Origin of the sequence: Enterococcus hirae ATCC 9790 (assembly GCF_000271405.2) — a bacterium.
GTDB lineage: Bacteria > Bacillota > Bacilli > Lactobacillales > Enterococcaceae > Enterococcus_B > Enterococcus_B hirae.
On record NC_018081.1, the window covers coordinates 296,570 to 309,426 of the forward strand.

Here is a 12,857-nt window from a genome sequence, read left to right on the forward strand (position 1 = left end):
CAAAAAAACTCAGAACATCTAGTTTCAGACATTCTGAGCTACACCAGCTGATTGGCTATCTTATTTTACGAATCAAATAATAACCCACCGATCCGACGATCATCGTTCCCAGAAAGACCAGAATGGATGAGGAATGTTCATTTGTTTTTGGTAACTGTTCCGCTTCAGAATCAGTCGAAGATTCAGAAGCAATCTGGAGCATCGCCTCTTTTTTAGTTGTACTTGGTCCAGAGTTTCTTAAGTCGATGGCGCTTGATTCGGTCATACTTGATTCTGTGGTGCTTGGTTCCGTTGTGCTTGGTTCGGTCGTTTTTTTCGTATTCGTGATCACAAAAGAATTGCCATTATTGGTTACGGTACTCTCAAACTCATCAGGTACATTCACTTCCGCTACTTGATAAGTAAAGTCTTCTCCTTGATTATTGTATTTTGGTAAGACCGCTTTTTCGTTGCCCACTGGCAGTTCCTTGATCGTCGCTTGATAATTATCTTGTTTTCTTAAAGAAAGCACCGCTGAACTTTGCCAACTCGTAGGATCAACGACCGAACTCCTGCTAATCACATAGTCAATAGTCTCTGGGATCTCGGATGCCGCTACATTTTTCCATTTTTTTGCTACTTGGATTGTGGTTGTCGGTGCCTTGATTGAAGGGATTGGAAAATCAAGTAATTCACTTTCATTTGTTGGTGCTAACGTTGTCCGTCCATTACACAAATACCAAGTTTCGCCTTTAAAATGAGTATTTTCAGTGTTTAAACGGACTTGATAGGTACACGTAAGCCGTTCATTTTCCCCTAATGCAATATTTGCAATCGTAATCGTTTGGTTCGCTTCCGATACAACTACATCAGCCACTACATCATTGGCTTGTTCCCAATTTCCTTGTTCATTTTTTCGCCAACCGACTAATTGATAGGAGCGTTCATTAAACTCACCCGCTCCTTGGAGTAAAATGTCTTGCCCCATAGGATCAGTGATCGTACCATTAGGAATCGTTTTATCAATTTGGTTGGCGATCTCTGTTAAGGCAGAACCCAAACCGCTTAGATTTTCATCGGTTGTAAGGTATTGTTGCGGTTTAGAAGCTAAGTTTCGCCCAATATATTCCCCTCGAGCAGAAGGTGCTGTCGCTATCGAATAACAGGTAAAACCCGAATGCTTGAGAGAAACAATCGTTCCTAAGGTCGCATCTGTCACAATTGAACTACTAACAGAAATTGCATTGGGATCAGAAGGGTTACTGTTCGTCGTATAGTATTTGTCAGAATCAGTTTGAAAATCTTGAATATAACGATCGGTATGGTAGCCATTATAATCAATGATCTCTCCCTCATTTGGATACTCTTTCGCTCCTTGTACTGGAAGATAACTACGATTGGCACTGTCATCACCAATATGAATAAATAGTTTTTCCGCTTCTGGCCGACTTTTCTCCAATAATAACCGTTGCCCTGCTAATAATCCTTTTTGCATAAATGTTCCCGAATGTGACTCAGCGGTATATTTCAAGAAGTTCTCTAAGTCATTCATATTACTTGAAAAACCATTTGTTGAATAAACCTCTCGATTGTATGCTACAATCCCCACGCGGATATTCCCATTAGCTAACGAATCCGCTAATTCATTGCCAAATTGTTGTAATCCGATTAAAGCATTGGTTAATTTTTCGCCAGTCATGGAGGAAGAATAATCGATCACCAAAACTAAATCAATCGGTGTTCCGATCTGGTTGCCTTTCACATCTAACGTGACATCAAATAAACCTTGTGTCTCGCTATCTTCTTTGACACTCTTTTTTAAATATGCACGGTCGGCGTAATTAACATAATTTTCTTCGTCAAATACGGCTTCTGGTGCATGGCCATAATCATAATTATAGGTATTCCCTACTGCTGTTCCATTTGTTAAACGTTGTCCCGTAGAATCGGTATAAGCAAAATCAACCGTCTCCGCAAATGATTTTTGCATCCCTATTCCCAGTAAAATACTCATTAATCCTACGAATAAAATCACTATCTTGAAATAGCTGTCTTTTCTCGTTCTCATCATTTCTCTCCTTTTCTACCAACAGATTTCCCCATCCTTATTAAAACCCTAGAATTTTTTCAACAATTGCTAGTATAAATTTTCTGGAATCTTTTCTGAGCTAAAAAAATGTACATTTGGAATACATTAAAATCCTCTTTTTATGATAAGATGGCATCAAGTAACAGCTAAGAATCGAGGGAAATCTTTGGTTAGGAGTTATTTTATGGAAATATTCAATGATTTTTTTGGAAATGATGTCAAAAAAGAAATCGAACTTTTGCATTTTTTATATCATCAAAAGCGCTTTGTAACGATTGAAGAAATGAGCCAAGCCCTCAATATGGATCGGCGTTCGATCTACAAATATTACGATGTTCTAAGCAATCATTCCCTAATGACAGATGAAAGTCGTGAACCAATTTTTCATACAAAACATGGTCTCGGCTATAAATTCACAGGAACCAAAACAGACTATAAAACGTTGATTCGTAAAATATTACAAGAAAATCCTTTTTTCAATTTATTTGAAACTTTATTGTTGGAAAATGAAGTGAATCTAGTCAAATTCGCCTACGAGAATTATTTATCCGAATCTACTGTACGAAAGCGAAGCTATGAACTAGAAACGCTACTACAGCCATTGGGGTTTACCGTAAAAAAATAAAGGAACGCTCTATTTAGTCGGCGATGAACCTCGTATTCGCTATTTTATGGTTGCTTTTTTTGGGAAAAATTTTTCTGGTCTTCACTGGCCATTTCCAGGTATTTCTCAACAAAAATGTGAAATGCTCGCCCGACACTTTTATGAAATCAATGAAATTCCTTTCAATGAGATTGAACTAAAAATTACTACTTATGTACTAGCCGTGACGATTATTCGGTTTAGAAAAGGCAAAAAATAACAGCTGAAATGATCACTTTAGCTCCTGATCTACCGCCTAAAGACCAAGAAATCTTCCAACAATTGACGGACCAGCATTCATCACTCTTAAAAAAACTGACAGATGAGTTGAGTGAACACTTCTTACTCGAAACAAAGGAGAGCCACTTTATTTTCTTGTGGCTACGATCAAATCTGGATCTCACTTTTTCTAAAGAGCAGTTAGCTAATTATTTTACCGCTCAAGAAGAAGGCGTACAAAATCGGTCTTACTTGCAAGCAATCATCCATTTGTTACTGAAAGATACAGACTCTCAACAATTGTCTACCAGAAAAAAGAACTTGATTTTGCGAACGATTCTTTCTGGAATTTTGTCCGTCGAACTATTTGGAGAGACGATCCATACCTTGACCGGCTATAATCTACAGCACTATGTCTCGCAGAATTTCCCCAACCTTTTGATGCGTTCTGAACAATTGTTAGATCAAATTGATCTTTACTCATCCTCAGATAGCAAACGAAAAGGACTTGCGTTACATGTAGCGGTTGCTTGGACCTTGGTTTCACCACCATCCACCTTTATGAAAAAAATCAACCTTAAACTCGAAACAGATTTACCTTTGGCACTTTCTTTAACAATCAAAGAACGTATCGAGTCTTCTTTTCAAAGCTACTACCATCTGGATATTCGCAGCCATTTCGAAAACGAAGACTATGATCTCTGCCTTAGTACCGCTCCTTTAACAGAAAGTTTTGAAACCGTCCCCGTTTTACTGATCAATGCCCAAGTCACATTAGCCGATCTGCTGGCAATCAAACAAGTACTTGAAGAGCTGGTGTAGTAAGAGCAGAAGAAATGGAATGTTCATTAATTGATCGGCGAATAACACTTCTTCGTTCGTATTTATACTTTTTAGATTCATAAAAATAGTCTAAGATTAGCGGAAAATAAAAACAAAAACTGGGACATTCTTCAGATTTATTTCTGATGAATGTCCCAGACTCTTAGTCAGTACTATATTTCTAAAGTTAAAGATCTTATTTTTTTAAAGCCAGACTAGGTGATAGGTTGACCAATCGATAATTAACAAAACCAGTTATGCCAAAAACTAATCCAATATTTACTAACAACAAAAGCATCCCTAGTTGGAAATTAAACTCTAGATTATAACCAAAGTTCTGGCTATATACAGTATTAAAAATAAGAAGCCATATACTACTAAATAAGACGGATAGTAGACAAAATAGAACGGTTTCTCTTCTCAATATCTTAGAGATATTTCTGGTACTATATCCTAAGCAACTTAGTATACCAACTTCAGAATATCTAGTGATAGAAATTCGATAGATTATAATAAAACTAACAGAGATAAATAGGAGTAAAAGTAAATTGGATAATATGGTAAACAACTTTATAGTATCAGCAAAACTATTTTTAAAAGCACGAATGTCTTTTTCCTTAGTGTATATATCGTACCCCTTACTTTTCAGCAGGCGATGAATTTTGGGAATGTCCTCAAAATTTTTCACACTAAACGCTATAGCAGAAGCCTCACCTCTAGCTACTTCTTTATAAATTTTCTTTTCCAGCTTCGTACTCATTGTAAAGTTATCAAACGTATCGTTTGAGATACCACTCACTTTCATTTTTATTTTATGTTTTTGTCCCTCCTTATCAAAGTATTCAAAGTCAACGTACTTTCCAACTAATTGATTAATATTCTTACTCAAAGACGAGGCAACACTTAAAGATAGACTGATTTCATTCCTATTATCTTTAGGCATGTCCCCATAAATCATCGAAAGATTGGAAGAAATCAACGTTGGCGATTTAATATCTAAGTGTTTATTCTTATGATCATATTTAAGATGAATATTTTGAAGATTATATTGGTAATACACATCCTTAACGTTTGGTAATGTTTGTAAATAAGTAAGCCCTTCAGATAAAGGCTTTTTTGAAAAAGCAATTGATCCTTTACTATAGTAATCATTTTTTTCTTTAAATGACTGTATTTCATTTTTTATTGTATTTTTTATTCCTAACGTTGAAATAAAAGAGACCGTTCCTAATGAAATCAATACGATAGCAAGTAAATTTTTTAAAAAATGTATTCTAAAATTCCTGATTGCTATCCAAAAAAGTAATTTTGAGTTAAGTTTTGGGACAATCTCTTTAGCTTTTTTCGCTGTGAAAGTCTGACTTTCCTTACTATAGTCTAATTCATATCGCTCTTTTTCTTTAACTATTTCTATTGTATGATTTTTTAAACAGACTATTTCATCGGCGTACTTTGAAACTTTTTCACTATGTGTAATAACAATCACGGTTCGATTCCTTGCCAACCTTTTTAGTATCTTCATGACACCATCACTATTTAATTCATCTAAAGCAGCCGTTGGTTCATCTGCAAGAATTATTTTAGGATCGTTCATTAAGGCTCTCGCTATAGATGCTCTTTGTTTTTGACCACCGCTTAACTCATGGACCATTTGATTTGCCTTGTTTTTTAAACCGAGTTCCGTTAATAAATTCAATGCTTTTTCGATTTTCTCTTCTTTCGTTAGTTCAGAGTCTAAATGCGCCCCCATTATGACATTTTCAAGTACTGTATATCCATTTAAGAGATGATAATCTTGAAAAATAAATCCCACATTGTTGAATCTATAATTAGACAAGTTTTTATTTGAGAAATTTTTTTCCTTAAAACATAAATTTTCAATTTCCCCATCATAATCTATATCTAAGCCTGCTATTAAATTTAATAATGTTGATTTACCAGCTCCACTATTTCCTAATACACAAGTTAACGTACCATCTTTAAATCGATAATTGGCATGTAATAGTATATCCAAATCTTTGTACTTTTTACTGACATTATTTAAGTAAATCATTCGAATCACCTTGTTTCATTTTATGAGTAGGATTAGTTTTAAGAAATAATAAGTAGGATAGGATACTTATTATTATTGATTGGACAAATGGTAGCAACAATACCAAAACTAAGTTATTAGTAGATACTATATATATACTAAATAATTTTTGACTTAAAAGACTAAGCATTGGGAAAGTTATCAGAAATAGAAGAGAAGACATTATTCCAAGTATAAAGTATTCTGAAATGATTAAACTTAAAATATTTTTATTACTGAAACCATTGAATTTGAAAAAACGAAATTCACTTTTCTTTATATAAAAATTGAACAAAGCCAGAACAATACTAATTGTTAGTGACAATAGAAAGAATATCAAACTGATGGTAACCCCTTGCTCCTCATTTTTCTTTCTCAATCGGAGCATGTCTTCAATCATGCTAAAATCTCCAGAAGGTTGTAAACCTGATTGTTGTAGTTTATTCACGATAGGTAAAATATCATCTAATGTTTTTGCTCTTACGTTATAACTTATCGATTTCTCAATGCCTGCTTGTTGACGCATTTTTTTGATAGCTTCTACACTAAACAACAACGGGCCATCCGTTAGTTTCCCGTCACGTCTTCCTAAAGTGCTGGTAATTGCTCCACCTTTAGGATTATTTTCAATGACTCCCACTACTTTTACATCATTTAATGAGACCTTTGATCCTGTAATTTCATTGTTTCCAATCTTTGGATTTACGTCTATAAGTCCTGTCATATTTAAGTTTTTCCCGATTACGTCGGTGGGTTTTAGACCTAGTAAATCCAGTAACCGTTTAGGAACAGCCACTTCTATTTCTCCAATTGAAGGATATCTTCCAGCTATCAATTTCGTAATTGCAGGAAAGTTAAAGCTATCCTTCACTTCATAATTTTTAATCAAATCTCCTACGTTTAGTTTCAAATCACCCACTATTTCCAAGGGTGCCACAAAATCTACTCTGGGATCATCTTTTAATAAATCTACTGCTCCTGAAGTATCTTGTTTTAGAGAACCAGAAGGACCACCACCTGTCGATTCTTTTGACAAAGAAATATCTTTGATCGTCTCTCCTCTTTCTTTAACGAGACGGCTAAAATTATCATCTTGTTTTTCTTTTATTTCCCCACTCAAATTAATCAACATAAAAAAGGAAGAAAGTATGAGTAAAATAATCGTTAATATAGAATATATGGATGCGCCTTTTAGAATGTTAAAAGATTGAGAGATACAATTTTTTAAAGATAAATAAGGAGGTTTATTCAATCGATTGTTTTTCCCGTCATCTTTTGAGTGTTGTTTACTTTGCCCTACTAATTTTAGTTGTCCTTGCTCCATGCTATAGACATTTGCGTCTTTTTCAATTAAACCTTTATCATGAGTGACTATTATCACTATTCTTTCTTTAGCGATTTTTTTTAGCTCCGTCATGATTTTATTAGCAGCTAAAAGATCTAATGCTTTAGTTGGTTCATCTGCTATGATTATTTCTGGATCTTTTACTAATGCTCTAGCTATCGCTACTCGTTGTTTTTGTCCGCCAGATAATTTTGCCACTTTCATTTTAGCTAATCCAGATATTCCTAGTTCCTCTAATACCTTTGCTACTTTCATTTTTCGTTCTGCTTTATTTAAGTTCGATAGGCTTAGAACTAAATCAATGTTACATTCTACACTTAAGTATTCTATCAATTGGTAATCTTGCCAGATAAAACCGATTGAATTGTAATAATAGTCGGATAGTTCTTTTTTCGTAAAACGTTTCATCGACTGATTGTTAAAATAAACATCTCCTTCAAAATTTTGATCCATACCACTAATGATATTTAATAGCGTTGTCTTCCCACTACCCGATGGACCGTAAATAAAATTGAGGCCTTTTTGGAAGTCTCCTGATAAATGATTCAATACTATTTCATTTCCAAATACTTTTTTATTTCGATTAAACTTAACATAAGAATCTCCTTTTATAACGAATTTGGGTTATTGCTCTGCTAGAATAAACTGTAACGTTACGTTATATTCAAGGAGGTAATTATGAATAATTATTTAACAATCAGTGAATTTGCAAAATACGTCAATTTAAGTAGAAGAACCTTAATTTATTATGATCAAATTGATTTATTCAAACCAAAAAAATATCTACTCATGGTTATAGATATTATACTTATGACCAATGCTTTGAATTAGACGTTATACTCACCTTGAAATTTCTTGATGTACCTTTAGAACAGATTAAATATTTTCTCGATAATCGAAACATGGATGACACGCTGACAGAATTTAAAAAGCGAAAAGAAATTTTAGATGAAAAAATCAATGACTTAAAACATATGCAGACGTTTTTAGAAAATTATATCGATCGGTATACAACATTGAAAAATATAAATTTTGATATAATTACTCATTCTTATAGAGAAGAAGAATCTTTTATTTGTTCTGATTTAATGCATTCTCATTACTACGACTCCATCGATTCTTTATCTAGTTATAGTGATTTTTATTTATCCTTAGATCAAAAAGATTTATTTAATGGCTATCCTATAAATTTTTTAGTAGAAGATTCTATTTTTTCTGACATTCAAAAAACTCCTTTTAGGTCACTAATTAAAATAAACAAGGAACAAAGTCATCTTTACGACGCAGAGAAAATTATAACCAGATCGAATGGAACATATGTCTCTTTCTTCATAGAAGATTCAAATTATAATAAGCAAGAAATCAATCAGAAACTACTGAACTATTTTCAAAAAAATAAATTTATTCCAGAAAGATTTTTTTGGAAAATATTATGGCAAGATGAAATTACTACCACGATTCCTGAAAAACGTGTATTTGAAATCTTGATACCTGTAAAAAAGAATTAATTGTTTACTGAAACTAAGAAAGTTCCTTATTTCCCCTTCTTAAAACAACCTCTTAAAAATGATTCAATTTGTATATATATGCATTATTGTTTTAAAATATACTTAAAAGGTACCTAGGAGAGATTTTTATGGGTTTGGGAAAACTATGAAAAGATCTCACCCACATCTGGCTTCCTCTAATGGTTGAATCACCAAGCTGATCGTCAGCTAATGATAGACAATGAAACAAAAAAAAGAGATTGGGACAAAAGTTGTCTCAGTCTCTTCTAGTATCTCTAAAAACGAATAAACGGCCGTCATTGATCAGGTCAGTAATCGAATTTGCTGCTTTGGGCTTTGGTCAATTGTTCATGAGCAGCGTCGTCTAAAATTCCACCCAATGCGATGACAATTTTTAAGATAAGCCTCTACCTATCTTTGCGGTTGTTGTTGTGTGATACAGTGAATATTTCCACCACCGTATACGATCTCAACTGTATTTACGCCTACGACTTCTTTATCTGGAAAGAATTCTGCTATTTCCTCAAGTGCCAGCTCATCATTTTTATCTCCATACTGAGGAACGATCACACCGTTGTTCGTGATCAGAAAATTCATATAAGAAGCAATACAAATGTCGCCATCTTCACGTGGCATCGTTCCTTCTACGTAATCGATCTTGAAATCCCCATTGATCGTGACATTCTCTACTGGGCAACAAAGCTTATGAACTTTTAATTTGCGACCTTTGGCATCGGTCATTTCATTCAAACGCTTGTAAGCAGCTTGAGCCGCTTCATAAAATGGGCTGTTTTGATCTTCAGTATAGATACAAGCCACTTCTCCGGGACGAACAAAACATGCCACATCATCCACATGCCCATTGGTTTCTTCCGGATCGATCCCGTCACCTAACCAAAGTACTTTCTCACAGTTTAAGTAGTCGCATAATTTTTGTTCGATCTCTTCTTTTGTCATATGAGGATTCCGACCTTCACTCAATAAACACATCTCAGTCGTTAGAACAGTGCCTTCTCCATCAACATGAAAGGAGCCCCCTTCTAAAATAAAATCCTCCGTTCGATACGAATCCACGTGCTCGATTTCACAGATCTTTTGTGCAATCAAATCGTCTTGATCCCAAGGGAAATACAAGCCATCGACTAATCCGCCCCAAGCATTGAATCCCCAGTCATTGCCTCGTAATTCACCATTGTCGTTGATGACAAAGCTAGGACCACAGTCACGAATCCAAGCATCGTTGTTCGACATTTCATAGACAGTGATGTCGGCAGGCAATTGACGACGGCAGTTTTGATATTGCTGTTGCGACACGACCACATTCATTGGCGTGAATTTGCTGATCGCTTTTGCGACTTCGGCAAATGCTTCTTGAGCTGGTTTGCCTCCATCACGCCAGTTATCTGGACGCTCTGGCCAAATCATCCATACTTTCTCTTGTGGTTCAAACTCTCCAGGCATTCTAAACCCGTCTTGTTTCGGTGTGGTCTTTTCGATTCGCTTTGCCATGATACAGTACTCCTTCTTTTTTGATTTTTTTGATCCAGATAATGATTTCACCAACGAGGGCAAATATAATTGCTCCAATCGTGATTGGTAATTGCTGACTCAGCGATTCAGCATCAAACTGCAAAGGAATCGCTGTGAAAATCAATGAGATCACGATCATGATCATCGGTAGTGCGACTAATACCTTCAAGAACAAGTCGCTGCCGCTCACCTTGAAAGGTCGAGGTGTTTCTGGATCGATTTTGCGCAATTTATAAAACGCAGGAAAAACAGGTACATATGATACTAGGAACATTACTAGATTCAACGAGAAAAATGCCCAAAATAAATCTTGATTTGGTAAAATTGGTGCGATGATGACAACGATAGAAGCAACAATACCATTCATAATCGCCGCACCAGTAGGCATGCCGTTTTTTTTGCTGCGTTTGGCAAATACTTTCGGCATATCGTCATTTTCGGCTGCATAACAAGCAGTATTGTTAACCCCTAACGACCAAGAAATCATATTGCCAAACAATGTCAGTAAGAATAAAAAGACCATCGAAATAATGAACCAGCCGCCTGTTGATCCTGTCAATAACTTAAAACTATCCATCAATCCGCTGCCTGTACTAATCTGATCCGTAGGAATTGCTACACCGATCCCGAATGCAGAAAAAATGTAAATGGCTGCAATCACCAGTCCACCGGCAATGATCGATTGAGGGATTTGCTTTTTAGGATTTTCCATATCATTCGCGAATGTACAAATCACTTCGAATCCTAATAAGTTAAAAATGATTACTGAAATAAAGGACAAACTATTTAAATTGAAACTTGGCAGCATGGAAGAAAGAGTAAACTCATTCGCCACACCTTTAGTAAGCGCAGTATAGAGACCTAAGCCACCGATCAAGATTGCCAGCAGCATTTTGATGACAGCTGCTCCATTCAAAATCCACACGCTGTCACTGACCGGATAAAAACTAATCCAAACGATGATCCATATAAAGATCAGTTCGATCACGATAGCAGCCGCTGTTGAAAATTCGCTGCCTGTGATCGTCATCAATAAATCAGGGCAGACTACTGCTAGAGAAGCTAACCACAGTGGATAATTGATCCAGTAATACCAAGAAACGCGAGATCCCCAGCGATGTCCGAAGGCTTGTGTCACCCAATCATAGATACCGCCATCACCGATATAAGTTGTTCCTAACTCTGACGAGATCAATCCATAGGGCAAAAGGAATGCAATCAATAAAAAGATCCACCAAAAAAATTGTGAATTTCCGATTGCTGCTACCGGTGCAGCCGCTTCTGCCACAAATACAACACAAATAACAGATAATATAGCACTCATCAAACTAAATTTTTTCTTTTCTCCCATTGTTTTCTTCCTTTCCGGTACAAGGGAATAAGGTTGGACCAACGATTGAACGATTCTTGTAACCTGCGGACTCACCTCGTATGATTCCTAGTGCGGCATAAAAGCTGCATTAGTGTGAGATCAAGATTCTGCTAGAAAGAATCGATTTTCAGATCGTTAGCCCCTCCTCTAGAACAGAGACAATCCTCACGCATCGTCATGATACGCAGATTATTTCCTTTCCTCATCTCTTGCGTCTAAAATGTTTCACCTAGCAAAGCTTCCAAGTCTTTTTTAGCCGCTGCTTTTTTGGTCTCATCGATTGGATTTTTTTCCGCATAATCCCGCATCAAGTACACTAAGAGACCGCGAATCGAAGTCAACCGATTTTCTGCTTCATCAAAACAGATCGAGTTCGGTCCATCCATGACTTCATCTGTGACTTCTTCCCCACGAGTGGCAGGCAAGCAGTGCATAAATTTCGCTTGTTCCCCAGCACGTTTCATCAAGTCCGTATTCACTTGGTATTTAGGATAAAAAATACGCATGCGTTCCTCTTCTGATAATTCAGCTTCATACAGTCCATACCAAACATCTGTATAAACAAAATCCGAACCTTCGATAACATCGATTTGATCGGATATCGTATAGGAGCCGCCAGAATCTTTGCAAATTGCGTCTAGTCGTGCGCGATGGTCTTCGTTTAACTGGAACCCTTCTGGTCCAAATTGAACGAATTCCATTCCCATTTTTGTTGCAATCAATCCTAAAGAGAAACAGACTTGTGTGGCATCTCCAATAAAGGAAACCTTGCAGTCTTCAATTTTTTTGCCTGCTGGAAGATGTTCGATCATGGTGCAAAGATCGCCAATTTCTTGCGTTGGGTGGTTGAAGTCAGACATCCCGTTAATAACTGGGATCGTGGCATTCGTTGCTAAGTCATACACACTATGATGACGTTCCACACGAGCCATCAAAATATCAACTAAACGAGAAAGAACTCGGCTCGTGTCTTCTATCGTTTCATGACCACCCAATTGAATTTGCCCTGGTGCTAGATATTCTGCGTGCCCCCCTAATTGTGTCATTGCTGTTTCAAACGAAACCCGCGTTCTGATAGAAGACTGTTGGAAGATCATCCCTAACACTTTGTTCTTTAGCAAAGGAGGATAAAAACCATTCTTGATGGCCGCTTTGATTTTCAATGACAGGTCAACAATTTGTTGGATCTCTTCCTTCGTGTAATTTTCAGTTGTAATAAAATCTTTTTTTCCCATAATGAAACCTCCTAAGTAATTTGTTTGCTTTGCATCTTCACTTT

The 12,857-nt window shown here is 36.1% G+C and carries 10 protein-coding genes; 4 read left to right on the plus strand and 6 right to left on the minus strand.

Annotated features, from left to right (window positions below; genetic code table 11):
* Positions 1-55 precede the first annotated feature (55 nt).
* Positions 56-2,047 carry a VWA domain-containing protein gene (locus EHR_RS01490; protein ID WP_010738356.1) on the minus strand — a complete coding sequence of 664 codons (1,992 nt, stop codon included), beginning with the start codon at positions 2,045-2,047 and terminating at the stop codon, positions 56-58.
* 205 nt (positions 2,048-2,252) lie between these two features.
* Between EHR_RS01490 and EHR_RS01495 the strand changes: the two genes are divergently transcribed.
* Positions 2,253-2,693, plus strand: coding sequence for a helix-turn-helix domain-containing protein (locus EHR_RS01495; RefSeq protein ID WP_014834239.1), 441 nt, complete (start codon positions 2,253-2,255; stop codon positions 2,691-2,693).
* A gap of 246 nt (positions 2,694-2,939) precedes the next feature.
* The gene (locus tag EHR_RS01505) at positions 2,940-3,752 is read left to right on the plus strand and encodes a PTS sugar transporter subunit IIB (RefSeq protein ID WP_014834241.1); all 813 of its coding nucleotides are present in this window, start codon (positions 2,940-2,942) and stop codon (positions 3,750-3,752) included.
* A gap of 196 nt (positions 3,753-3,948) precedes the next feature.
* Here the strand turns inward: EHR_RS01505 and EHR_RS01510 are convergent, their stop codons facing one another.
* Positions 3,949-5,805, minus strand: a complete 1,857-nt coding sequence (locus tag EHR_RS01510) for an ABC transporter ATP-binding protein/permease (protein WP_010738359.1) — start codon at positions 5,803-5,805, stop codon at positions 3,949-3,951.
* The gene (locus tag EHR_RS01515) at positions 5,789-7,717 is read right to left on the minus strand and encodes an ABC transporter ATP-binding protein/permease (RefSeq protein WP_014834242.1); all 1,929 of its coding nucleotides are present in this window, start codon (positions 7,715-7,717) and stop codon (positions 5,789-5,791) included. Before EHR_RS01515 ends, EHR_RS01510 begins: the two co-directional genes overlap by 17 nt.
* 129 nt (positions 7,718-7,846) lie before the next feature.
* Between EHR_RS01515 and EHR_RS14360 the strand changes: the two genes are divergently transcribed.
* Positions 7,847-7,999, plus strand: a complete 153-nt coding sequence (locus EHR_RS14360) for a MerR family DNA-binding transcriptional regulator (protein ID WP_014834243.1) — start codon at positions 7,847-7,849, stop codon at positions 7,997-7,999.
* A gap of 14 nt (positions 8,000-8,013) precedes the next feature.
* Positions 8,014-8,676, plus strand: a complete 663-nt coding sequence (locus EHR_RS01520; RefSeq protein ID WP_243464874.1) for a MerR family transcriptional regulator — start codon at positions 8,014-8,016, stop codon at positions 8,674-8,676.
* A gap of 411 nt (positions 8,677-9,087) precedes the next feature.
* Here the strand turns inward: EHR_RS01520 and aguA are convergent, their stop codons facing one another.
* The 3 genes from aguA to ptcA all read right to left on the minus strand — a co-directional run bounded on the left by aguA (position 9,088) and on the right by ptcA (position 12,813).
* Positions 9,088-10,185, minus strand: a complete 1,098-nt coding sequence (gene aguA / locus EHR_RS01525) for an agmatine deiminase (RefSeq protein ID WP_010738362.1) — start codon at positions 10,183-10,185, stop codon at positions 9,088-9,090.
* Positions 10,139-11,557: an APC family permease gene (locus EHR_RS01530; protein WP_010738363.1), complete on the minus strand. Its 1,419-nt coding sequence runs from the start codon at positions 11,555-11,557 to the stop codon at positions 10,139-10,141. The genes aguA and EHR_RS01530 overlap by 47 nt, the downstream gene beginning before the upstream one ends.
* A 236-nt stretch (positions 11,558-11,793) precedes the next feature.
* Positions 11,794-12,813 carry a putrescine carbamoyltransferase gene (gene ptcA / locus EHR_RS01535; protein WP_010738364.1) on the minus strand — a complete coding sequence of 340 codons (1,020 nt, stop codon included), beginning with the start codon at positions 12,811-12,813 and terminating at the stop codon, positions 11,794-11,796.
* Positions 12,814-12,857 lie beyond the last annotated feature (44 nt).

Excerpts from the sequence above, each read along its gene's own strand:
- EHR_RS01490 (WP_010738356.1), bottom strand. The coding sequence starts at position 2,047 with ATGAGAACGAGAAAAGACAGCTATTTCAAGATAGTGATTTTATTCGTA.
- EHR_RS01495 (WP_014834239.1), top strand. The coding sequence starts at position 2,253 with ATGGAAATATTCAATGATTTTTTTGGAAATGATGTCAAAAAAGAAATC.
- EHR_RS01505 (WP_014834241.1), top strand. The coding sequence starts at position 2,940 with ATGATCACTTTAGCTCCTGATCTACCGCCTAAAGACCAAGAAATCTTC.
- EHR_RS01510 (WP_010738359.1), bottom strand. The coding sequence starts at position 5,805 with ATGATTTACTTAAATAATGTCAGTAAAAAGTACAAAGATTTGGATATA.
- EHR_RS14360 (WP_014834243.1), top strand. The coding sequence starts at position 7,847 with ATGAATAATTATTTAACAATCAGTGAATTTGCAAAATACGTCAATTTA.
- aguA (WP_010738362.1), bottom strand. The coding sequence starts at position 10,185 with ATGGCAAAGCGAATCGAAAAGACCACACCGAAACAAGACGGGTTTAGA.
- EHR_RS01530 (WP_010738363.1), bottom strand. The coding sequence starts at position 11,557 with ATGGGAGAAAAGAAAAAATTTAGTTTGATGAGTGCTATATTATCTGTT.
- ptcA (WP_010738364.1), bottom strand. The coding sequence starts at position 12,813 with ATGGGAAAAAAAGATTTTATTACAACTGAAAATTACACGAAGGAAGAG.